The organism is Inquilinus sp. CAU 1745 (genome assembly GCF_039839375.1).
Taxonomy (GTDB): domain Bacteria; phylum Pseudomonadota; class Alphaproteobacteria; order DSM-16000; family Inquilinaceae; genus JBDOQU01.
Map to the genome: position 1 here is coordinate 313026 of NZ_JBDOQU010000002.1, position 22831 is coordinate 335856.

Sequence of the window (22831 nt, forward strand, 5' to 3'; positions counted from 1 at the left end):
GGTCGGTCGCGGGCGGACCATAGCGCGGGACTTCCGGCCGTGCTAGAGCGGCCGGATGCCGGAACTTCCAGAGGTCGAAACGGTCAGGCGGGGGCTTGCGGCGGCGCTGGAGGGCCGAAGGCTCGTCCGGGTCGTCCAGCGCCGCGCCGATCTGCGCTACAAGCTGCCCGAGGGCTTCGCCGGCCGGCTGACCGGCCGGCGGGTCATGACGCTCGCTCGCCGGGCGAAGTACCTGCTGCTCCATCTCGATGACGGAATGGTCCTCATCATCCATCTGGGCATGTCCGGCCGGATGCTGATCGGCCGCGCGCCCATGCCCGATCCCGGCGCTCACGACCATGTCGTGCTGGAGACGGAGGACGGGACGATCGTCACCTTCAACGACGCAAGGCGGTTCGGGATGATGGACCTCGTCTCCCACAACGCGCTCCAGCTCTATCCACCGCTGGCGACGCTGGGGCCGGAGCCGCTGGGGGAGGATTTCGACGCCGGCTACCTGTCGGAGGCGCTGACCGGCCGGCGCACCTCCATCAAGGCCGCGCTGCTGGACCAGCGGGTGGTGGCGGGGCTGGGCAACATCTACGTGTCGGAAGCCCTGTTCCACGCCCGCATCTCCCCCCGCCGGCTGGCCGCGACCGTGCCCGGAAAGCGCGCGGAACGGCTGGTCCCGGCGATCAGGAAGGTGTTGGGGGAGGCGATCCAGGCCGGAGGCTCGTCGCTGAGGGATTATGTCCAGGCCTCCGGCGAGCTTGGCTACTTCCAGCACCACTGGGCAGTCTACGACCGGGAGGGCCAGCCCTGCCCCGGCTGCGACTGCGACCCCGCCGTCACAGGCGGGATCAACCGGATCGTCCAGGCCAACCGGTCGACTTTCTTCTGCCCCCGCCGGCAAAGGTGATGGTATAGGGGCAGCCGCACCCGATCCTGTCGCTCCGCCGGAAACGCTCCGGGAGCGAGCGACGCCGAGCAGGAGACCGCGCCAGGATGTCCTACGAGAATATCATCGTCGAGAATCGCGGCCGCGTCGGGCTTATCACGCTCAACCGGCCGAAGGCGCTGAACGCGCTGAACGAAGCGCTGATCGGGGAGCTGGCCCGGGCGGTCGATGCCTTCGAGGCCGACGATGCGGTCGGCGCCATCGTCCTGACGGGGTCGGAGAAGGCGTTCGCCGCCGGCGCCGACATCAAGGAGATGGCGTCCAAGACCTTCATCGAGGCGTTCGAGGGCAATTTCATCGGATCCTGGCAGCGCATCGCCAAGGCGCGCAAGCCGGTGATCGCGGCGGTGGCCGGCTACGCGCTGGGCGGCGGCTGCGAGATGGCGATGATGTGCGACTTCATCCTGGCCGCCGACAATGCGCGCTTCGGCCAGCCGGAGATCACGATCGGCACCATCCCCGGCTCGGGCGGCACCCAGCGCCTGACCCGCTTCGTCGGCAAGTCCAAGGCGATGGAGATGTGCCTGACCGGGCGGATGATGGACGCCGCGGAGGCGGAGCGGGCAGGCCTCGTCAGCCGTGTCGTCCCGACGGCCGAACTGCTGGACGAAGCGGTGAAGGTGGCCGAACGCATCGCGTCGATGTCCCGCCCGGCGGTGATGATGACCAAGGAAGCGGTCAACCGGGCCTATGAGACGACGCTGGCGGAGGGCGTGCTGTTCGAACGGCGGCTGTTCCATTCGACCTTCGCCACGGAAGACCAGAAGGAAGGCATGGCCGCCTTCGTGGAGAAGCGCCAGCCGGACTTCAAGAACCGCTGAGCCGCTTCGCCGGCGTCGGATGCCTCAATCCGGGTTCCTGACCCAGCGACCTGTCTCCACCTCGTAGGTGGACGGATACCGGTGGCGCCAGCTTACCTGGCCCGCCGGGTTATAAGAAAGCACCAGCCCCTCGAACGTATCCAGCTTGCCATAGGGCAGGGTTCGATCGAGGCCGATGACCTGCAGTTCCGTCGAAGCCACGACATGGCATTGAGCGGCTTGCGCGATTTCCGAACAAAACATGTTGCCGTCGCCTTGGGCGGGGCCCGGCGCGCATCCGCGGCCGTTGTGAGGCGTGATGTACCCAACCTGGCAGGCGGAGAACCATATCTTCTCAATAAGGCCACGCCAGGCGCTGAATCGCGGCGTATCCGTCCGCCGTATGCCCGCGCCGCAATGCAGATAGGCAGGCGCCCCATGGCAACGGAACACCAAATTCTTCAACTTCCCGCCGGGCGCGCCACGAGCGACTTCCGCGACCCAATCCAGCATGTGCTGCACGGTTTCGGTCTGTGTGACGTTCCACGTGTTCCACATCTGAACTTCGTTGGGCGTTCGTGAATCGTTCAGGCCCATATGCGGTTCTTCAAGGGTGATCATGCCGTCTCTCCCCGGAACAGTGTCATTCCCAGCCGAAGCACAACCCTTTATAGCACAGTCTGGGCCGTCGGGCCGGACGTGCGTCATACGTCCCGCTAACAACGCTTGACGCCCGCCCGGACCGCCCTTATAAGGCCGGCTCGCTCACCGGACGGCATCCGTCCAGGACAGGTAAGACTATGGCCAATCACAAATCCGCCCTGAAGCGCATCCGCCAGACCGAACGCCGCACGGCCGTCAACGGCAACCGCATCGGGCGCATCCGCACCTTCGTGAAGAAGGTGGAGACGGCGATCGCGGCCGGCGACAAGAACGCCGCCGCCGACGCGCTGAAGGAAGCGCAGCCGGAAATGCATCGCGGCGTCACCAAGGGCGTGCTGCCCAAGGCGACCGTGAGCCGCAAGATCTCCCGGCTGGCCCAGCGCATCAACGCTCTCTGATCCGGCGCGACCCTCCGGGTCGCCTCAAGCCGCGTCGACCTCTCGGCGCGGCTTTTCTGCGTCCGCCGTTCCGAACACGTTACGATGGGAGAAACGGCGGCTTTCCGCACCGATAGGGCGAACGAATAGTGCTTTTTTGAAGAGTCACTTTTTGTTCCGTTGCGAGTCTCTCTCGGCGCGGCTATCGTCTCCGGATGCTGTTGCCGCGCGGACAAATACTGCGACGCACAAAGTCGCCGCCGGGAAGGGCTTTCCAGATAACGCCCTGTGATTGAAGGGCCGCCGGCAAGGTTTTGCAAAAGCGAAATCAAACTGGTTGAGGACTTAAACATTATTAGGTCAAAACTTGGATATATTTGTGAACGGCCGCCGAATGGCTGTCGAGGGTGAGGCTTTGTTGCCGAAGGTGAAGAAAGTACGCTTGTCCTCATGACGCGTTCCGACGCCTGGCCTCAAGGGGCCTGGGCGTTCAGGGCGGGGCCGAAGGCGCCCGTCCGCTTCCGAGGCGGGGACGGAAGGCGGGATAGCGCAGGGGATGATGCTCAAGGAACAAGAACGCGATGTCGAACGGACCGGGGATCGATCAGCAATGGGCGCGGGTGCAGGGCCGCCTGCGCGATGAGGTCGGCGAGGCCGCTTTCAAGAGCTGGCTCAAGCCGCTGACCCTCACGGAAATCGACGATGGGGAAGTCCGCATCGCCGTGCCGACCCGCTTCATGCGGGATTGGGTGCTGACCCACTATGCCGAGCGGATCAGGGCGCTGTGGTCGGTGGAGAATGACGGCGTCCATTCCGTCGACATCGTCGTCGCGGCCGCCGCGCCGCCTCGTTCCACCACCGACGGAGTCCCTGCCCAGCCGCTCGTCCCGCCCCTCTCGGGAATAGCTTCGGAGATCGCAGCCCCCGAAACGCGGTCCGGCAGTGAGAACGGAACGGATTACGGCGCTTCGCTGGACGCGCGCTTCACCTTCGAGAATTTCGTCGTCGGCAAGCCCAACGAGCTGGCCCATGCCGCCGCCCGCCGGGTGGCGGACGCCGCCGCCGTGACCTTCAACCCGCTCTTCCTCTATGGCGGGGTCGGGCTGGGCAAGACCCATCTGATGCACGCCATCGCCTGGCACATCAGGCGCAAGCATCCCGAGCGCAGGGTGCTCTACCTGTCCGCCGAGAAGTTCATGTACCAGTTCATCCGGGCGCTCCGGTACAAGGACACGATGAGCTTCAAGGAGATGTTCCGGTCCGTCGACGTGCTGATGATCGACGACGTCCAGTTCATCTCCGGCAAGGATTCCACCCAGGAGGAATTCTTCCACACCTTCAACGCGCTGGTGGACCAGAACCGGCAGGTCATCATCTCCGCCGACAAGTCGCCCAGCGATCTGGACGGGATGGAGGAAAGGCTGCGGTCCCGGCTCGGCTGGGGGCTGGTCGCCGACATCCACCCGACCTCCTACGAGTTGCGGCTGGGCATCCTCCAGTCCAAGGCGGAAGGCCAGAAGGTCGAGATACCGCTGAAGGTGCTGGAGTTCCTGGCGCACAAGATCAGCGCCAACGTCCGGGAGCTGGAGGGCGCGCTGAACCGCATCGTCGCCCATGCCGAACTGGTCGGCCGCCCGGTGTCACTGGAAAGCACCCAGGAGCTGCTGCACGATCTGCTGCGCGCCAGCGACCGGCGGGTGACCATCGACGAGATCCAGAAGAAGGTTGCCGAGCATTACAACATCAAGACGGCGGACATGCATTCGGCCCGCCGCGCCCGTTCGGTCGCCCGGCCCCGGCAGGTGGCGATGTACCTGGCCAAGCAGCTCACCGCCCGATCCCTCCCGGAGATCGGCCGGAAGTTCGGCGGCCGGGACCACACCACGGTCATGCATGCGGTGAAGAAGATCGAGGAGCTGAGCGCCGAAGACCGCTCCTTCGCGGAGGATGTGGAGCTGCTGCGCCGGATGCTGGAACATTAGGCGAGACGCCCGGCCTTTCGCCCTATAGCCTCCCGCCTCATGACCACCGCCGCCCTCCCCCTCACGCTCTCCCAGGCGCTGGCTTTCCGGCTGGCGCGCCATCATTTGCTGGAGCCGGCGGACGATCCGCTGACCGCGGCGCGGACGCTGATCGGCGCGCAGGCGCAGGTCCATTCGGCGGCGATCCTGCAGCTTCGCGCCCGCACCCGGAAGACGACCGCCCGCGCGATCGATCGCGCGCTGCGCCGGGACCGGTCGCTGGTGAAGATGTGGGGTCAGCGGGGAACCCTGCATCTGACGCCTGCCGGCGACCTGCCGATGATCCTGGCGCTCAGGAGCACCTTCGAGGAAAGCTACCGGCGCTGGTACCGGCGGGAGGGGCTGACCGACGCCCAGATCGACCTGCTGGTCGCCGCCATCGCCGAAGCCGTGGCGAAGCAGCCGATGAGCCGCGGCGATCTCGCCGCCGCCCTGTCGCCGCGCCTGGGCGAATGGGCGCGCCCCTGGCTGGAGCATAGCTGGGGCGGGGCGATCAAGCTGGCGACGGCGCTGGGCCATGTCTGCCACGGGCCCGAGCGGGAGCGGGAGGCCACCTTCATCAGCCTGAACGGCTGGGCGCCGCCGCCGGAGGAGCCGGCCGGGGAGGAACCTCTCCTCACCCTGCTGCGCCGCTACCTCGCGGTCTACGGCCCCGCCCGGCCGCGCGACTTCGCGAAGTTCACCAACCTGCCGGCCCCGGCGGTCCGCGCGCTGTGGGAGGCGCTGCATCCCGACCTTGTTCCGGTGGAGGTCGAGACGGAGGCCGGGGGCAAGCCGCTCTGGGCGCTGGCGGAGGACGAGGAGGCGCTGCGCGAGGCGTCCATGCCGCCGGGCCACATCACGGCGCTGCCGCTCTTCGACCCCTACCTCCTGGCGCATCACGACACCGACCCGGTCGTGCCCGGCCGCCATCGGGCGCTGGTCTACCGCACCGCCGGCTGGATCACCGCGGTCATCCTCCGGGAAGGCCGGCTGGCGGCGGTCTGGAACCATGAGAAGCGGGGCGACGGGTGGCGCGTCACCATCACGCCGACGGGCCGTTTCGGACAGATACCGCTTCGCCGCGCGACCCGGAAAATCCGCCATCTGGCGGGCGCGTACGGCGTACGGGACGTGACCGTGGAACTGGCGGCGGGCTGAGCCGGCGGGGCTGGGGAAAAAGTTTCGGCGCTTCCGTGCTTTGGGCTATAGTACGCGGCCATTTGCGGGTGGATGCGCCCGTGACACGACAAAGACAGAAGGCCGGCGTCACGCCGGCCTTGCAGACTCGGGTTCCAGATGAAGCTCACCATCGAACGCGCCGCCTTGCTGAAGTCGCTCAATCACGTGCAAAGCGTCGTGGAACGGCGGAACACCATTCCGATCCTGGCGAACGTCCTGATGCGCGCCGGCGGCGGCAAGCTGAGCCTGACCGCCACCGACATGGACCTTGAGATCGTCGAATCGGTCCCGGCGGAGGTGACGGGCGAAGGCGCGACCTCCGCTCCCGCCCATACGCTCTACGACATCGTCCGCAAGCTGCCGGAAGGCGCGCAGGTGGAGATCGAATGGTCGGGCGACGCATCCGCGCCCCTATCGCTGCGCGCCGGACGGTCCAGCTTCAGGCTGGGCTGCCTGCCGGTGGAGGATTTCCCCTCCATGGCCGGCGGCGACCTGCCCAACCGCTTCACCCTGTCGGCCAAGGACCTGCGGTCGATGATCGATCGAACGCGGTTCGCGATCTCGACCGAGGAGACGCGCTACTACCTGAACGGCATCTACCTCCATGCCGGCCGGTCGCGGGACAATGAGGAACCGATGCCGGTTCTGCGCGCCGTGGCGACGGACGGTCACCGGCTGGCGCGGGTCGAGGCTCCGCTGCCTTCGGGCGCGGAGGAGATGCCGGGCGTGATCGTCCCGCGCAAGACGGTGAACGAGCTGCGCAAGCTGATCGACGAATCCGCGGAGGAGATCGAGGTGTCGCTGAGCGACAGCAAGGTCCGCTTCGCCTTCGACAGCGTGACCCTGACCTCGAAGCTGATCGATGGCACCTTCCCCGATTATGAGCGGGTGATCCCGGCCGGCAACGACAAGGTGCTGGCGGTCGACGCCCGCAGCTTCGCCGCTGCCGTCGACCGTGTCTCCACCATCGCGACGGAGAAAAGCCGCGCGGTCAAGCTGAGCCTGGAGGGCGGCACGCTGACCCTGTCGGCGACCAGCGCGGAGCAGGGCAGCGCGACGGAGGAGATCGAGGTCGTGTATGATTCATCGCCGATCGAGATCGGCTTCAACTCCCGCTATCTCCTGGACATCACCCAGCAGATCGAGGGCGAGGGCGCGCAGTTCACCATGGCCGACGCCGCCTCGCCGACGATCGTCCAGGATTCGGCGGATAGCAGCGCGCTCTACGTGCTGATGCCGATGCGGGTGTGACGACAGGCGAACATTGTGGCGGTTGAAGCAAGGGCGCACGCGATTGAGGAATCGCGGGCGACCCACCATTTGAGGATAGTGCGGCTTTCCGTCGCCGATTTCCGCTGCTACGGCGAAGCGCGGATCGACGCCGACGACCGGCCGATCGTCCTGACCGGGGCCAACGGCGCGGGCAAGACGAACCTGCTGGAGGCGATATCCTTCCTGGCGCCGGGCCGGGGGTTGAGGCGGGCGACCCTGGTGGAGGCGCTTCGCCGCCAATCGCCGGCGGGCGCGGCCTGGGCCGTCTCCGCCCGGATCGACGGCCCGGCGGGAGAGATCGTCATCGGGACCGGCATGGACCCGGAAGCCGGGGCCGCATCGTCCCGCCGCATCGTCAGGATCGACGGTCGCCCGGCCGCCAGCCAGGCCGATCTCGGCGGTCATCTGACGCTGGTCTGGTTGACCCCGCAGATGGACCGGCTGTTCCTCGAAGGGGCCGGCAATCGCCGCCGGTTCCTGGACCGGCTGGTCTACGGCTTCCATGCCGGGCATGCCGCCAGCCTGGGCGCCTATGAGCAGGCGATGCGCGAACGGTCGCGCCTGCTGAAGGACGACCGCTGGGACGCCTCCTGGCTGGCCGCGCTGGAAGAGGCAATGGCCGGCCATGCCGTCGCCATCGCCGCGGCGCGGCGGGAGGTGGTGGGCAGGCTGTCGGCCGCCGGCGCGTCGGCGACGCTGGCGGACGGTCCGTTCCCGCAGGCGGACATGGCGCTTTCCGGCACGGTCGAGGGCTGGCTGGAAACGATGCCCGCCTTGGCCGCCGAAGACGCGCTGAAGGACAGGCTGGCGGAGACGCGCCGTCTGGACGCCGCGATCGGCGGCGCGACGGAAGGACCGCACCGCAGCGACCTCGCGGTGCGCCATCGCGGCAAGGACATGCCCGCCGGCCAATGTTCGACGGGTGAGCAGAAGGCGCTCCTGATCGGCATCGTGCTGGCCAATGCGCGCATCCTGGCGGCGGAACGCGGCGCGCCGCCGATCCTGCTGCTGGACGAGGTGGCGGCCCATCTCGACCGCGGCCGGCGGGCCGCTTTGTTCGACGAGATCCTGGCCCTGGGCGCGCAGGCCTGGCTGACCGGCACCGACCGGGAGCTGTTCGCCGATTTCGGCGGCCGCGCCCGCTTCCTGGGCGTCGAGGACGCCCGGATAACCGATTTAGGGTGATTGAGAGAGACCCGATGACCGAGCCAATGACGACCGAGACCGCCGCGAACGATTATGGCGCCGACAGCATCAAGGTGCTGCGGGGGCTGGAAGCCGTCCGCAAGCGCCCCGGCATGTATATCGGCGACACCGACGACGGGTCGGGCCTGCACCACATGGTCTATGAGGTGGTGGACAACGCCATCGACGAGGCGCTGGCCGGCTATTGCGACACGGTGGACATTATCCTGAACGAGGAAGGGTCGGTCACCGTCCGCGACAATGGCCGCGGCATCCCGGTCGGCATCCACGGGGAGGAAGGCATCTCGGCCGCCGAGGTCATCATGACCCAGCTCCATGCCGGCGGTAAGTTCGACCAGAACTCCTACAAGGTGTCGGGCGGCCTGCACGGGGTCGGCGTCTCCGTCGTCAACGCCCTGTCGGAAGTGCTGGACCTGACCATCTGGCGCGGCGGCAAGGAATGGACGATGCGCTTCCGCGGCGGCGAGGCCGAAGCGCCGCTGGCGGCGACCGGCGACAGCAACGGGCGCACCGGCACGCAGATCACCTTCCTGCCGTCCAAGGAGACCTTCACCCGGACGGAGTACGATTTCGCCACGCTGGAGCACCGGTTCCGGGAGCTGGCCTTCCTCAATTCCGGCGTTTCGATTCGGCTGACCGACGCGCGCGGCGCGGAGCCGAAGACGGCGGAGCTGCATTACGAAGGCGGTCTGGAAGCCTTCGTCAACTGGCTCGACCGGTCGAAGAGCCCGCTGCACAAACCGGCGATCGCGATCTCGTCCGAACGGGACGGCATCACCGTCGAAGTGGCGATGCAGTGGACCGACGCCTTCCACGAAACCATGCTCTGCTTCACCAACAACATCCCGCAGCGCGACGGCGGCACGCATCTGGCCGGCTTCCGCGGCGCGCTGACCCGCCAGGTCAACGCCTACGCCCAGGACAGCGGCATCGCCAAGAAGGAGAAGGTGGCGATCACCGGCGAGGATGCGCGCGAAGGGCTGACCTGCGTCTTGTCGGTCAAGGTGCCGGACCCGAAATTCTCCAGCCAGACCAAGGACAAGCTGGTCTCCTCGGAAGTCCGCCCCGTGGTCGAGAGCGTGGTCAACGAGGCGCTGGCCCTGTGGTTCGGGGAGAATCCGGGCGACGCCAAGAAAATCATCCAGAAGGTGGTGGAATCCGCCGCCGCTCGGGAGGCGGCCCGCAAGGCCCGCGACCTGACCCGGCGCAAGAGCGTGCTCGACATCGCCTCCCTGCCCGGCAAGCTGGCCGATTGCCAGAACCGCGATCCGGCGGAATCCGAACTCTTCATCGTCGAGGGCGATTCCGCTGGCGGCTCGGCCAAGCAGGCGCGCGACCGGCGGATGCAGGCCATCCTGCCCCTGCGCGGCAAGATCCTGAACGTGGAGCGGGCGCGCATCGACAAGATGCTTTCCTCCGCGGAGATCGGCACGCTGATCACCGCGCTGGGCACCGGCATCCGGGATGATTTCGATATCGAGAAGACGCGGTATCACAAGATCATCATCATGACCGACGCCGATGTCGACGGGTCGCACATCCGCACGCTGCTGCTGACCTTCTTCTACCGGCAGATGCCGGAGATCATCGAGAAGGGCTACCTCTACATCGCACAGCCGCCGCTCTACCGCGCGGCGCGCGGCAAGTCGGAGATCTACCTCAAGGACGATCCGGCGATGGAGCGGTACCTGATCGACCAGGGGATCGACGACGCGCTGTTCGTCCAGGCCGATGGAACCCAGCTCGCCGGCGACGACCTGCGCGGGCTGGTGGAACGGGCGCGGGAGGTGCAGTCCCTGCTCCGCACCCTGTCGGCGAAGGTCGGCAGCCTTCAGATCGTTGAGCAGTTGGCCATCGTCGGCGGCTTCGCCCCGGCCGTCTTCGACGACCCCGCCCGCGCCGGAGAGGTAGCGGCCGATGTCGCCCGCCGGCTGGACGAGCTGTCCCCCGCCCTGGAGCGGGGCTGGACAGGCGCGTTCATGGAAGATGAGGGCTTCGTCTTCGAACGGACGCTGCGCGGCGTGAAGGACCGCCGCGTGGTCGGCCGCGACCTCGCCCGCACCGGCGAGGCGCGGCGGCTGGAGGCGCTGTCGAAGGACCTCAAATCCGTCTTCGACCGTCCCGGCACGCTGACGCTGAAGGCGCAGGAATGGAAGATCACCGGCCCCGTCTCGCTGTGCGAGCGGATCATGGAGCTGGGCCGCAAGGGCGTCGCCATCCAGCGCTACAAGGGCTTGGGCGAAATGAACCCGGAGCAGCTCTGGGAGACGACGCTGGACCAGAACGTCCGCTCCCTACTCCAGGTCAAGGTCAGCCACGCCGACGACGCGGAGGACGTGTTCTCCACCCTCATGGGCGACCTGGTCGAACCCCGCCGCGACTTCATCCAGGAAAACGCCCTGAAGGTGGCGAACCTGGACGTGTAGGAGGGGGGCACTGTCGGTTGCCACATAACTTGGCGTTTTGCCAAGTTAGTGGTTCGTCTTTGCCACGATTGTTGACATCAGGCCCTTAGAGAATGCCTGTGATCAATGGCTTAATCGCCGCAACCTTCTTCGTCGGCGGGCTGTCTACGGTGATGGCTACATTTCTACGCTGGAGTGAGGTGCCGGTGTTCTGCAGCGGGGAATCAAAGTTCTTCAGCGGACGGCGGGCGCCATCCAGTGAATAGAGCGCGTTCCACGTACACCGGTAAGGGCATGTCTACTGGACATTCCCGATCGCGTTGTGGTCAAAACGGCGGACCACCAACAGGAAGGAAGTGGCAATGGATCTGGAGCCGATGACGCCTACGGAGTTTGCGACAGTCCATGAACTGACCCTCGAAAGATTGCGCGATGATCTCTGCCGCGTCCTGCGGCATCTTAGTCTCAACGAGGACATGGATAACGCCGAGGTAGCGGATGCAAAGGAAGCGTGGGTTCTCGCCATTGCCGATCATCTCAGGGAACCGTGTAGTAGACCCTCAAGATTCACGCTGGACCATCTTCCTCCGTATGCGATCGAGAGGATCAAGTCCGGACCATCTCCCGGGCGGTAATTCAGGGCATCCACGTTTGGCCATTATGCTGCAAAGTCTGGCGCGGGATATCTCGGTGTCGCTACCCCCGCGACGACGCTGTTGCGGATGATAAGATAGGGATTGCCTGCGCCAACCTCAGGGTGCGCGCCTACGGTGCAACGAAGAGGTGTCTTATCGACCATCCAGAGCGGCGCCAATGAGTTCCGGATTGCGATGCGGGGGATGATCTGCCGCGCGTCGGTCAACGCTTTGTCGATTCGGTTAGCCAAGACTGCCAGGTCAGGTGGCGCGTTATCGTCGGCAGCGGGGTCCTCCTGTCCCGGAACACATCGGCATCTGCCCCTACCCTCGTGATATGCCGAGATGAGAAGATAAGGATTACCGTTGTAGGGGCGGCAGTCCTCCCGTCGCACAGAAGCCATCAGCATACCGTGTCCGACCGCTTCGCCGACGCCATCGATCACAATGACGGCGCCAGCGGGATCGCTCAGCCCGGCTTTCCGGGCATGTGAGATCTGCGCTTCCCTGAAGGCCACGAATAGATCCGTAAGGCGAGCGGCGAGACGGAAGACTCCAATCTCCGGGACCGGAGCGCGAGTTGACCAGCGTCGGGCACTCACCCCATCGATTCCCAGGCGATCGGTGTGGCTCGACGTCAGGGGGTCATGAGTGTCCATATGTCGTTTCCTTCGGTTCTAGCACTGACATTTCTGTTGGCATCCTGCTTTGACGTGCTCCGGAGCCCGTTAGGCGGCGATGTCCAACCCGCTACGTCAGCGACATCTCACGGCCGCAGGGCCAACCCGCCGCCTTCGATTCGCTCGAGCGCGATACGTGCCTCAAGGCGGTCTTGAGGTTCCATGTCGAGGAGCAGACGGAGACAATTGGCTGCCCCGTCGACATCGCCGACGGCTGACAGTTCGTCGCCGAGTTCAGCAAGAGCGGTCATGATCACGCGCGTGTTGTTGATGTGAAAGTCGGACTCCGGTGCGACTTCCCGTTTCCCAATGCTCACGACCTCCTTGAGCAGAGCAATGCGCTCCGCTCGGTTGCGAGCGTTCTCTGCCAGGACGAGCATTGCCGAAGCGCAGGCAGGATCGATCTCCAGCGCCCAGCGCGCGTGAACGACGGCCTGGGCGAGGTCATCGCCTGCGTCTTCCATCGCGTCCAAAGCCTGGATGAGGAGCCGATTATCGTCCTCATCAACGGGCCTGGGTCCAAGCATATCGATCTCGAGCATCGGTTTCTCCATTGGCGACTAGGTCAATGAAGGTGCCTGCAGCTTATGCAAGGCACCATGCGTATCCACGAGAGTTGCGTCGACAATCCAGCGTTGACAGTGGCCGGAGGACTTTTCGATGACGGCTTCGACCGACGGGGCTTCGGCCTCTAGGTCGAAAAAACCGGTTGTTGGCCGGTTTCTATCTATGCGAGTGTCCGTTCAGTTGGGGGTACAGCTTGGAGTGAGTATGACCTGTCTGATGGGGCCCGTTCTCTCGTTCCGCGGGTGCGGGGAATTCGGAAATGAATGGCATCTCAGTGCGTTGGTCGTTACCGACGGAGATCCGGGACAGCTTTCATTGGAAGATGCATCCGGGCGCAGCACCGTAGGGCCTGACCTCTTATGGAGCGTTCAGGGAAAGCATGTCTATCGCTACCGGTTCCAGTCCACGCTTGGCGATACGCCTTCGAGCCTCACCTACGAAATCCTTGGGCAAAGCTATGAGGTAGCACTGCCAGCAGTGGGGCAGGCACCTCGCATGGCCTACGGGTCGTGCAACGGGTTTTCGTCGCCGAAAGCGATGAAGGGGATCGACCTCAAGAACCGTCTCTGGTCCCTCATGGCCGAGAAGCACAACACCGAACCCTATCAACTCCTGCTTCTCGGCGGCGACCAAGTCTACGCCGACTCGATGTGGGAAACCGTTCCGTCGATACGAGACTGGAATGAACTAAGTTTTGCCGAAGGCAATGCAGCCGAGTTCACCGCTGAGATGGGCACCGAGTTGGAGGGCTTCTACTTCGATCTCTACACCAGGCGATGGGCGCAGCCCGAGATTGCCCACATGCTGGCTCGCGTTCCCTCGCTACTTATGTGGGACGACCATGACCTCATCGATGGATGGGGATCCTATCTGCCGGAGCGACAGAATTGTCCGGTCTTCGCGGGACTGTGGCCGATCGCTCAGAAGGTTTTCGCTGTCTTCCAACAGCAGCTTGCCCCACATGAAATTCGTCAGGGCGCCATCGCGCCCGATCAAGGCTTCACCTTCGGCCACATCATCGGCAACACCGCGATTCTGGCTCTCGATATGCGGTCGGAGAGAACCATCGACCGTGTGCTTAGTCGCGAACACTGGGACGCAGTCTATGCGTGGATCGATGGGCTTACCGAGCTCGATCACCTCATCGTGATGTCGAGCATCCCCGTGGTCTATCCCGGCTTCGACACGCTGGAGCGCTTCCTTGGTGCAGTGCCGGGTCAGCAGGATATAGAGGATGACCTCCGGGACCACTGGAACAGCCGACCGCATAAGGGGGAACGCATTCGGCTGATCCATCGACTCCTGGCCTTCGCGGAGAAACGGCAGATCCGGCCGACGATCGTCTCAGGTGACGTTCATGTCGCCGCGCTCGGACTGATAGAATCAAGCCGATCGGAGCAGGGAAGCAATGCCACGGTCATCAACCAATTGATCTCATCCGGCATCGTCCATCCAGGACCAAACGCAGCCGTACTGTTCGCCCTCCGGCACATCTTTGACAGCGATGATGAGATCGACCGCGGTATCGTCGCCCGGATGATCGAGTTTCCGGGGACGACGGACAAATTCATCGGTGGGCGGAATTTTCTGAGTCTCGAGCCTGATCCGGAGGCCACGGGCGCCAGAATCTGGGCGAACTGGATCGTCGAGGGTGAACAGTATCCATTTACCAAGGTGATCCACCCGCTCCGCCCAAAAGCCTTTCACCTTTCTACAGGTTCAGGGACAAGCTGATGGGGAGGCTGCGCCTAAGATCTGTGCTTGGTATGTTGATCGACGAATCAGTTGGAGAATGACGCTTGAACAGTTTAGGGGAAGCCGAAAACAAAGGGGGGCTGGCACCCGTAGGTCCAGCCCCCATATCATTGTCTACCGGGGATTTGACTGCATATGCAGAAATGGAACCCGTTAGCGCATGCGCAACGTATAAGGCAGCCGATCGCTTTCTGCAAGACCTGAATTCCGTGCCAAGCACTGCCTTGGAAAAAGTCAAGAAGGCCGTATCGGCTCCCCGCATGAAACGCTACCTTGACTTAGCCGGTGGCGACCTACGGTTGGCGGTACGCCTGCATACATGGAATGCGGCAGTCGCTGGTTCGCTTCTGCCAACATTACATATCGCAGAGGTCACGATCCGGAACGTTGCGATGAGAAGGCTTGTTGGCAAGTACGGAAAGCATTGGTATCGAAATACTGACCTCCTTAACCATCGTCTGGGACAGTCAGGCCTTGCCCAGAATTTGAATGACGCATATGAGAATGAAGTCGCTAGGCAACGCCGAGGCAACCTTTCTGACTACATCACTAGCGAACTGACATTTGGCTTCTGGGTAAACATATTCACAAGGAAATTCCATCCTCACCTATGGAAACCTGAACTCCATACGATAGTGGCAGGTTTTCCACGAGATAAAAATATTACAGATCTTCACGAAGGAGTGGAGTTCGTCCGTAGTTTCAGAAATAACGTGGCCCACCATAAAGACCTGATATGCAAGCCGGTGCCGGAGAACTACGAAAGAACGTTAGAAGTTATCGGGATGCTGTGCGTTAATACACGAAATGCGGCAGAAAGGACTTCGGCATTTCACCGTGTCTGGGCATGTGCTCCGGTGCCACATAATCTGCTCCAAGGCCAGGCTTAGAGCGGATGCAATCCGGCCTCTGCCGCGACGCATCTGATAGCTTCGTGTTCTCCAGCTAAACATCGCGGTAAGACAGGGTTGTCCAGCCTCGTTATTGGTGTTTTCACGCGGGCAAAGCCCGTGCCTGAGGCGCAATCAGGATGCTGCGTATAAGGCGGTTCGCAGATGTCCGGGTAGACCTAAGTGGACATCCTGACCAGGCAGACGTCTCGTATATGGATCGGCAATGGCATCCAATCGATATGTCGCTAGTAGCGAGCGGCATATCGTGCAGATCCCATGAATGGGCCCAACGCAATCCACGACTGATCGCACTCCGCATGCGTAGCATCGCCTCAGTCGTCCACCTTAATCCGGAAGACGATCCGTACGATCGGAAATGGCAAAGCAAGCGGCCATCCACATCCCACGACATAATATTTCTTGACAAATGCATCATAGCCGAGTACTCTAACGGCATGAATCGTGATCTCGCCATCGTTGTTGCTGAGAAGCTCCGGCTGTTGCCGGAGGCGATTCCGTTCTCCCAGTCACCGATAGCCTAGGCACTCTCTACGCTTAGAGGGTCGCGCATCAAACGCGGCCTGGACGGTCTTTGTCTGGGAGATTTCCCATGTCTCATCCGACGCTCGCCAACGCCGAGCGGATGCTGAGCAAGCTTGTTCGGCAGTCCACATCGACAACCCTGACATCCTCTCGTCGGATCGTCATCGACATCGCCCGCGTGGATGTTCTGATGATCGACGATAATGGCGGTACCGTACGTCCATTCGTCGCCACGGCGATCGACTGGGAATCGCGGTGCATCATCGGTTCCGTGATGAGCCCGGAGCCCCCTTCGATTGAGACGATGTGCCGATGCATCCCGATGGCCCCCTTGAGCCACAAGTCGCGTAGGCGTCGCCGTCGTGCGCACGTCCGTTCGACTCGATAGGGGCGGAGGGATGATGTTTACCAATGTCCTGAACCGGGCGACCTGCCTGGACATCCTGGATCTCCAAATAGCCTAGCCATCCAACGGTGAAGCTTCCCGGAGCCTGCTCCGGGCCTATGGATCGAATCCAGGAATCCCTTTCATGAAGAATACTCATGCGCTGCGGAGCGCCACGGCTCGACGTGTGTCCGCACTCCGCACCCCATGTCCCACCGTGGCATCGCGCCCGGTCCGCAGGGTTGTCACGAAGAGAACCAAGCGGGTCGTCGGCTATCTGAGCAGCGTCAAGATGCGCGGCCTGGTGCCCTGGGAATCGCAGCTTGAATATGACTGCCTCCGCCTGATGGAGGTCGACAACTCCGTCGACGCCTTCTTCGCTCAGCCCGAGATGCTGCCGTACCGACACGAGGGCATCATGCGTCGGTACTACCCCGACCTCTACGTCGAGTATGGCGACGGCAGAGCGGAGATGGTCGAGGTCAAATACCAGGCCGATGCCGATGATCCGGACAATGCGGAACTCTTCGCGGTCTTCGCAGCCGCCTACGCGGAGCGCGGCATCAACTACCGGGTGATGACTGAGAACGACGTTCGGCGTCAACCGCTCCTGACCAACGTCACGATCATGCTGGAGGACCGCGACCGCGCTCCGAATGAGCGGTTGAAACTGCGCGTCGCCGAAGCTTTTGCGGTCCGGCGACCAAGCACACTCGGCGATCTCGAAGCAACGCTCGGCTTTGAGCCCGAGCGTCGTGGAGACCTCTATGGCATGGCCATTCGAGGGCACTTCGAGATCGACATCGAAAGCGCGCCGTTGTCAGCCGACAGCCGCATCACGAGCCCGTTCAACGCTCTCAGCCAGGAAGGTTAAGAATGACTGCTATCAATTGGTCCGTGAACGAGGTCGTCGAGATTTCCGGCGAACTCTTTTGCATCGAAAGCCGCGCGGCGTCGGGTGAACTCAATCTGAGGCACATCCGGGATAACCGATTTGTGTCGTTCACCGACGCGGAGCTTGCCACGCTGTGGAGCGCTAACGAGCTGATCCGAGTGATCGACCCGAATGGCGAGTTGAATGACCGCCATCGGAACATGCTCGAGCGGCCATACACGCAACTGCCCGAAGCGATCAAGAAAGCCGCCGAATGGCGCCTGCCGTACATGCAGGCCTACGTCAATCAGCGCCTTCGCAAGCGTTCGAAAAAGGCGCTCGCCCGTCTGATTGCGGAGGTCGCCGCAGCCGAGAACCATGCTGAGCGGCCGAGCGTGCGGCAGTTGTCGCGGTGGCTCGACAGCTGGTTCCAAATCGGCTCACCGGACTTGCGAGACATCCGGTGCATCGCACCACGCTTCCACCTCCGCGGCAACGGCAAGGACCGCTTCGACCCCGATGTCGAAGATATCGTCTTGGAGACCATCGAGGAAATGTGGCTGAAACCGAACAAGGATTCAGGCGCGGAAATCCTGGCGGTTGCCAACAAGCGTATCGACTATCTCGACCCGGAAGGGAGGGAAGCACGCTTCCTGGATAGGGACGGCAAGCTCCGGCGCCCGAGCCTTCGTACCTTGTACAGGCTTCTCAACTCCATCGACACCGATGTCGTGGTCAAAGGGCAGCGCGGCGCCATCGAGGCCGACCGCACCTGTGAGCCGGTGGTTCGTGGACCTCAGGCCTCCAGGCCTTTGGAACAGGTCGAGATGGACCATACGCTTCTCGACGTCATCGTCCTGGATGCAGAGCGCAATGTCCCGCTGGGACGGCCCTGGATTACCGTCGCGCTGGACCGATACACGCGGATGATCATCGGCGTCTATATCGGCTTCATGCCACCAGGGGCGCACACGGTGATGCTGTGCCTGCGGAACGCCATCCGGCCGAAGGAGGAGTTTCTCGAGCGCTATCCGAGCATCCGGAACAACTGGCCCTGCTTTGGCAAGCCGAAGGCGATTGTCGTCGATAACGGGCCGGAGTTTCACAGCCGCAGCTTCAAGGAGGCATGCCTCGCCCTCAACATCGACATCATCTACTGCCCGGTTCGAAAGCCCCGGTACAAAGGGAAAATCGAGCGGTGGTTCGGCCGTCTCACCAGGCAGCACCTGCACAAGATTCCTGGCACGACGTTCTCCAACACCAAGCAGAGGGGTGATTACAAGTCCGAGAAGGAGGCGGTAATGACGCTTGCCGACCTCAAGTGCAGCATCCTGAAGTGGATCGTCGACGACTACTCGGTGTCGATCCATCGGGGCATCGACTGCGCACCGGTCGTCAAATGGGAAGAAGGGGTCAGAAAGAGCCCTGTCTCAATGCCGTCCCGGCAGGGCGATCTCGACATCCTGTTGTCCCACGTCGAGGACCGCAAGCTGACGCGGACGGGCATTAGCCTCCACGGTCTGCTCTACAGCGCAAAGACCAAGGAGTTTAAGCGGCTTATTAATCGCGCCGACAAGCCCGACACGGTCAAGGTTCGGGTCAACGCTGAAGACCTGAACTCGATTCAGGTCGAGGATTGGGTGACGGGTCGTTTCATCGAAGTACCCTCGGTTGACCCGGAGTACACCACCGATCTGTCGCTCGCGGAGCATGCGATCTTACGCCAGAAGGTCAAGGAGCGGCTCAAGGCTTACGAGCGTGTCACGGTCGCTCGTCTCGTGGAAACGCGGCATGATTTCCGCGCGGACATCCAGATGCTGAAGCGCGCGAAGAAGCTGACGAGCAAGCGGTTGATCGCCGCCATCGGCGAGGATAGGGACGACCTACTGCCCGAATCCGAGTCTGCGCCCACGGCGGAGGTCACCGGGGTGGAAACGTCGTCCCCTACTGCTGCCGGGAAAGCACCGGTCAAAGCCCCATCGACCAGGCGTCGACGGAAGGCCTCGGCGGCTTCCCAGCGCCAGGCGGCTCCGACGACCGATGCCCGACCGAATGCCGATGACGATGACGATGACGATGACGATGATCTGTCGTTCCGGACCCGGACGGCCGCCTCAGGCATCGTCGCCGAAATCCTGCCCTGACCCGCCGAGGAGAATGACCATGGATACCCACAACGCTCAGCCTTCCCAGGCCACCCCCATCATCCCCGAACATGCAACTTCCGCTCTTCCCATTTTGGGCGCTGAGGATGCGCGGTTTGAGGAATACGAACAGAAAATTCGAGGTCTGAAGAGGGTCTATGTTCCACATCCCGTGGCTCGGCACGTGCTGAACTCGCTCGACCGACTCATGCGCTACGGTAACCTCGGCTTGGAGGTTGGCAGTCCGTCGAGGTGCGTTCTGCTCACGGGATTGTCGGGTAGCGGCAAGACGGCCTTGCTGCTCCGGTGGGCAAGGCAATTTGGGGTGGACACGGCCGGGCTGAAGGACCGGCTCGGGGTCCTCTACGTCGAAGTTCCGCCCAGTTGCACCCCAAAGGCTCTCGCTGAGCACATGCTGCGCGCTTTGGGCGTTCCGGAGGCTCTCGTTGCGAAGGGTACCGAAGTGTCACTGACCGAGCGCGTTAAGCACCACCTCCGTGAGCAGGAAGTGCGGGTTGTCATCCTCGATGAGTTCCAGCATCTCATCGACTCCAAGAGTCAACGCGTCATCTACCGGGCGGCCGATTTCGTTAAGGGATTGCTGAACGCGGCAATCTGCCCATTCGTCCTCGCCGGGACCCCTGAGGCCGCGGCCGTCTATGAGGAGAACGTACAACTGAAGCGGCGGTCAGTCGGCCGCTATTCGTTGAAACCGTTCGACTGGAACGTCCAGGCCGAGCAAGACTTCTTTCGTGCTGCAATCGACGAGTACGAGCCGCATCTACCGTTCGGTAAGCCCTCGCGTCTGGCACGCAAGTCCATCGCGCTGCGCATCCACTACTTCTCGAATGGGCTGTTCGGGCGGGCTGTCGACTTACTCGTCGCTGCTGCGATTCGTGGTTTGGAAGAGGGAGCCGAGTGCCTCAGCGATGACCTTCTGCGAGAGACGGTTGAGGATTTCCGCGACGACACCAACCCGGACTGGTTTAATCCCTTCGACAGCGAAGAGCTCAAGCCGTTGAAGGCGCCTGAGGTGGATGAGCGGCGATCCCGCGTTACCCGCCTGAGGAAGGGCAAACGCGCCGTCCGACAAGCCGACGTTCTTCCTGCCTGAAGAATGCAGCGCCATGACTCGGACTGATGTCCCAGTACGGCTGCCCCTCCGCGTGATGCCGGAAGCCGACGAGTCACTCGTCGGCTTCCTCATCCGCCTCGCTGAACAGAATCACATCGATAATCCGCTTTGGCTTGCGCGGCTCGTTGGAATTCCGTTTGCGACGGTAGACACAGCGGCCACCACGCAATTTGACCTCGGGCTGCTATCGGCAGCCAGCGGCGTCGATCCACCGAGTCTCGAGCGCATCACATATTGGCGGTCGACGCAGGAAGGTCATGTGCGGTTTCTCGACCACCGCCTCGGACGCGAGATGGTCACGCTTCAACATCGCCGCGCCTGTCCCTCGTGCTTATTGCAGGCACCTTACCACCGCGCTGTCTGGGACATCAGCGTAATGACGGTTTGCCCGGATCACGCCGTCCGCCTCATCGACCGTTGCCCCGCTTGCCGTAGAAGGCTGGGATGGTCTCACGGATCCATCCTGATCTGTCGTTGCGGCATGGACCTTCGCAGGGCGGCTGCCGAGAAGGTTCCACCGGCGGAACTGGCTGGAGTTAGCCATGCCCACCGGATGCTTGGCCGACCGGTTCGTGCAGAAAGCGATGGAAATGTCGGCGAACCGCTCGCGAGTCTTGGAGCCGACGAAACGCTTTCACTCCTGCTGCATTTCGGCTGGTTCGCCACCGGAGCTCGCCTTCGGCCACGGCCGATCAAGCTATCGTCGACCAGAGCAGATCTTCATCGATTGCTGGACACTGGTTACCGAACCTGTCTGGCGTGGCCGAGCAACTTCGATAAATACCTCGATGCCCTTTCAGAGGGTGCGGCGGGCCGTCCCGGGCGGTATGGGCTCGCGAAACAGTTCGGACCATTCATCGATTGGGCGTGGGATCCCGATGGGAGGGATTCATTGCGCACACTGCTGCACGATGCGGTGCGCATGTATTTGGCGCGGCGTACTTTCATCCACTCTCGATCCGGGAAGGTCGATCACCGAGGCGACACGCTCACACTGAGGGAGGCAGCGCACCGGCTTCGGCGATCTATCGTTCGAGTTCACAAAGTCCTCGAGCGCCACGGGATAATCATCGTCCGCGACGGCCGCGGGCGTGGAGCGCCGATCGTCGTCGAAATGGCGGCAGTATCGGCGCTTCGCCGAGATCTGGACGATCTCGTGGGCAGAGATGGGGCGCGGCGGCTTCTGGGGTGCCCAAAGGATATTGCAGCCGTCGTGCTCGATGAGGGTTTCCTCCGGCCTGTCGAGGGCCCGGCTGCTGAGCTCTTCGGGCGGACATCCTGGCGGCGCTCAGACCTCGTGGCGCTGCTCGACAGGCTGGAACGGTGTGCAGATGCCGCTACGCCAGCAGCCCACCCGATTCCGCTGCCTCGCGCACTCCGCATCCTAGAATCCCGCGGCAGGAAGATTAAAAAGGAGCTTCAGGCCGTCATCGATGGTCAGTTCGGGCCAATGGCTATCGAGGCCGGTGCTGTTGGCCTGGCGCGGATTCTCGTCGACGCCACGATCTGTCAAAAGGTCTTAGGATGGTCATCCCTCTCGATCCCCGAGACAGCCAGAGAGTTGAGGCTGAAGGAGCAAGTCGTCTATGGCCTCTGCAACGCGGGAATTATTCGGACCATCCGGGAGCCGCACCGCAGAGGGCGTCGCATAACCGCCGATGAGATCTGGCGCTTCCGCGAGACCTACGTCACCGCCAGCCAACTTGGCCTGCGACGAGGGTGCTATTGTGGCCGGTCAGCCGATCACCTGATGGAGCGAGATATTACCCCAGTTTCGGGACCGACTGTCGATGGCGGGCGGCAATATCTATTCAGGAGATGCGATGTTGCCGCACTCGAGTCATCCGACTTGGCCGCCGACACCCCCGCGGAGGTTGTCGCAAACTGCCCCCCAGGAGTCCCCGATAGGCTGCTGAATTACGGGACCCACCGGGAACCTGGGGAAATGGGCAGGGCTCGTACCGCGTCGGGGGACGGTGGTGTAGCAAGGGCATTCGCCCATCGCTCTTGAAGGATGATCCTTGCAAAACGGGAACGAGCCTCCTGATTTGCAAGGATCATCCGTCGACCCGGCCACCGTTACGCTGGAAATAGCGCTTACGCAGAGGCAGCTACCCGAAGGGATTCCGCACGGTCGTTGTCCCCTTGATCGCTACAGCCTCCGGCAGATCTTCCTCGCTCTCAAGCGATGAGACGATGGCATCAAGGATATGCCTCAGACGCCGCGCACGCTCCAAGCCCACGCGATCTCGTGTCAGGTCAACTCCGCCATGCAGGGTTACCCGATCGGTACGGTTTTCGATCGTCATTTCACCGATGGTCACGACTGCATGTTCGTCGCGGAATGGCACAATGCCTTCGGAGGTAGGGGATGCAGG

Annotated in this window: 18 protein-coding genes; 15 read left to right on the plus strand and 3 right to left on the minus strand. The window is 63.1% G+C overall.

The annotated features are described in order from the left end of the window. Positions 1-55 precede the first annotated feature (55 nt). Positions 56-898: a bifunctional DNA-formamidopyrimidine glycosylase/DNA-(apurinic or apyrimidinic site) lyase gene (gene mutM / locus AAFN89_RS03930; protein WP_347536122.1), complete on the plus strand. Its 843-nt coding sequence runs from the start codon at positions 56-58 to the stop codon at positions 896-898. Between the two features lie 86 nt (positions 899-984). Next, a complete protein-coding gene (locus AAFN89_RS03935) occupies positions 985-1758 on the plus strand; it encodes an enoyl-CoA hydratase (RefSeq protein WP_347536124.1) in 774 nt (257 codons plus the stop codon). A gap of 24 nt (positions 1759-1782) precedes the next feature. Here the strand turns inward: AAFN89_RS03935 and AAFN89_RS03940 are convergent, their stop codons facing one another. Next, positions 1783-2358: a hypothetical protein gene (locus tag AAFN89_RS03940; RefSeq protein ID WP_347536126.1), complete on the minus strand. Its 576-nt coding sequence runs from the start codon at positions 2356-2358 to the stop codon at positions 1783-1785. 179 nt (positions 2359-2537) lie between these two features. Here AAFN89_RS03940 and rpsT point away from each other — a divergent pair, with 179 nt between their 5' ends. The 6 genes from rpsT (at position 2538) to gyrB (ending at position 10863) form a co-directional block, all read left to right on the plus strand. Further along, positions 2538-2798, plus strand: coding sequence for a 30S ribosomal protein S20 (gene rpsT / locus AAFN89_RS03945; protein ID WP_347536128.1), 261 nt, complete (start codon positions 2538-2540; stop codon positions 2796-2798). Between the two features lie 560 nt (positions 2799-3358). Next, a complete protein-coding gene (gene dnaA / locus AAFN89_RS03950) occupies positions 3359-4759 on the plus strand; it encodes a chromosomal replication initiator protein DnaA (protein WP_347536131.1) in 1401 nt (466 codons plus the stop codon). A gap of 39 nt (positions 4760-4798) precedes the next feature. Then, positions 4799-5938, plus strand: a complete 1140-nt coding sequence (locus AAFN89_RS03955; protein WP_347536133.1) for a winged helix DNA-binding domain-containing protein — start codon at positions 4799-4801, stop codon at positions 5936-5938. A 138-nt stretch (positions 5939-6076) separates the two neighbouring features. Continuing rightward, positions 6077-7210, plus strand: a complete 1134-nt coding sequence (gene dnaN, locus AAFN89_RS03960) for a DNA polymerase III subunit beta (protein WP_347536135.1) — start codon at positions 6077-6079, stop codon at positions 7208-7210. A 15-nt stretch (positions 7211-7225) separates the two neighbouring features. Next, positions 7226-8416, plus strand: a complete 1191-nt coding sequence (gene recF / locus AAFN89_RS03965; protein ID WP_347536137.1) for a DNA replication/repair protein RecF — start codon at positions 7226-7228, stop codon at positions 8414-8416. A gap of 14 nt (positions 8417-8430) precedes the next feature. Beyond that, the gene (gyrB, locus tag AAFN89_RS03970) at positions 8431-10863 is read left to right on the plus strand and encodes a DNA topoisomerase (ATP-hydrolyzing) subunit B (protein WP_347536139.1); all 2433 of its coding nucleotides are present in this window, start codon (positions 8431-8433) and stop codon (positions 10861-10863) included. Positions 10864-12243: 1380 nt separating this feature from the next. On the opposite strand, the gene AAFN89_RS03975 is transcribed toward gyrB, so the two are convergent. Next, positions 12244-12699: a hypothetical protein gene (locus AAFN89_RS03975; RefSeq protein WP_347536141.1), complete on the minus strand. Its 456-nt coding sequence runs from the start codon at positions 12697-12699 to the stop codon at positions 12244-12246. Between the two features lie 229 nt (positions 12700-12928). On the opposite strand from AAFN89_RS03975, the gene AAFN89_RS03980 reads away from it, so the two are divergent. From AAFN89_RS03980 to AAFN89_RS04010, 7 genes are all read left to right on the plus strand, one after another. Then, a complete protein-coding gene (locus AAFN89_RS03980) occupies positions 12929-14458 on the plus strand; it encodes an alkaline phosphatase D family protein (protein ID WP_347536142.1) in 1530 nt (509 codons plus the stop codon). A 281-nt stretch (positions 14459-14739) separates the two neighbouring features. Then, complete coding sequence (locus tag AAFN89_RS03985) at positions 14740-15369, plus strand: Abi family protein (protein ID WP_347536144.1); 630 nt, start codon at positions 14740-14742, stop codon at positions 15367-15369. Between the two features lie 613 nt (positions 15370-15982). Next, entirely contained in the window at positions 15983-16303 is a 321-nt protein-coding gene (locus tag AAFN89_RS03990) for a hypothetical protein (RefSeq protein ID WP_347536147.1), read from the plus strand. A gap of 142 nt (positions 16304-16445) precedes the next feature. Next, positions 16446-17174: a TnsA endonuclease N-terminal domain-containing protein gene (locus tag AAFN89_RS03995; RefSeq protein WP_347536149.1), complete on the plus strand. Its 729-nt coding sequence runs from the start codon at positions 16446-16448 to the stop codon at positions 17172-17174. Between the two features lie 2 nt (positions 17175-17176). Beyond that, complete coding sequence (locus AAFN89_RS04000) at positions 17177-19318, plus strand: DDE-type integrase/transposase/recombinase (protein ID WP_347536150.1); 2142 nt, start codon at positions 17177-17179, stop codon at positions 19316-19318. Positions 19319-19337: 19 nt separating this feature from the next. Next, positions 19338-20432, plus strand: a complete 1095-nt coding sequence (locus AAFN89_RS04005) for a TniB family NTP-binding protein (RefSeq protein ID WP_347536152.1) — start codon at positions 19338-19340, stop codon at positions 20430-20432. 55 nt (positions 20433-20487) lie between these two features. Next, the gene (locus AAFN89_RS04010; protein ID WP_347536154.1) at positions 20488-22464 is read left to right on the plus strand and encodes a TniQ family protein; all 1977 of its coding nucleotides are present in this window, start codon (positions 20488-20490) and stop codon (positions 22462-22464) included. 100 nt (positions 22465-22564) lie between these two features. On the opposite strand, the gene AAFN89_RS04015 is transcribed toward AAFN89_RS04010, so the two are convergent. Further along, complete coding sequence (locus AAFN89_RS04015; RefSeq protein ID WP_347536156.1) at positions 22565-22777, minus strand: hypothetical protein; 213 nt, start codon at positions 22775-22777, stop codon at positions 22565-22567. Positions 22778-22831 lie beyond the last annotated feature (54 nt).

Bases quoted from the DNA above. Each gene is read 5' to 3' on its own strand.
- dnaN (WP_347536135.1), top strand. From the start codon at position 6,077: ATGAAGCTCACCATCGAACGCGCCGCCTTGCTGAAGTCGCTCAATCAC.
- AAFN89_RS04005 (WP_347536152.1), top strand. From the start codon at position 19,338: ATGGATACCCACAACGCTCAGCCTTCCCAGGCCACCCCCATCATCCCC.
- AAFN89_RS03940 (WP_347536126.1), bottom strand. From the start codon at position 2,358: ATGATCACCCTTGAAGAACCGCATATGGGCCTGAACGATTCACGAACG.
- AAFN89_RS04000 (WP_347536150.1), top strand. From the start codon at position 17,177: ATGACTGCTATCAATTGGTCCGTGAACGAGGTCGTCGAGATTTCCGGC.
- AAFN89_RS03995 (WP_347536149.1), top strand. From the start codon at position 16,446: ATGAAGAATACTCATGCGCTGCGGAGCGCCACGGCTCGACGTGTGTCC.
- AAFN89_RS03935 (WP_347536124.1), top strand. From the start codon at position 985: ATGTCCTACGAGAATATCATCGTCGAGAATCGCGGCCGCGTCGGGCTT.
- AAFN89_RS03975 (WP_347536141.1), bottom strand. From the start codon at position 12,699: ATGCTCGAGATCGATATGCTTGGACCCAGGCCCGTTGATGAGGACGAT.
- rpsT (WP_347536128.1), top strand. From the start codon at position 2,538: ATGGCCAATCACAAATCCGCCCTGAAGCGCATCCGCCAGACCGAACGC.
- AAFN89_RS03980 (WP_347536142.1), top strand. From the start codon at position 12,929: ATGACCTGTCTGATGGGGCCCGTTCTCTCGTTCCGCGGGTGCGGGGAA.
- AAFN89_RS03955 (WP_347536133.1), top strand. From the start codon at position 4,799: ATGACCACCGCCGCCCTCCCCCTCACGCTCTCCCAGGCGCTGGCTTTC.
- gyrB (WP_347536139.1), top strand. From the start codon at position 8,431: ATGACCGAGCCAATGACGACCGAGACCGCCGCGAACGATTATGGCGCC.
- mutM (WP_347536122.1), top strand. From the start codon at position 56: ATGCCGGAACTTCCAGAGGTCGAAACGGTCAGGCGGGGGCTTGCGGCG.
- AAFN89_RS03990 (WP_347536147.1), top strand. From the start codon at position 15,983: ATGTCTCATCCGACGCTCGCCAACGCCGAGCGGATGCTGAGCAAGCTT.
- dnaA (WP_347536131.1), top strand. From the start codon at position 3,359: ATGTCGAACGGACCGGGGATCGATCAGCAATGGGCGCGGGTGCAGGGC.
- AAFN89_RS04010 (WP_347536154.1), top strand. From the start codon at position 20,488: ATGCCGGAAGCCGACGAGTCACTCGTCGGCTTCCTCATCCGCCTCGCT.
- AAFN89_RS03985 (WP_347536144.1), top strand. From the start codon at position 14,740: ATGAAACGCTACCTTGACTTAGCCGGTGGCGACCTACGGTTGGCGGTA.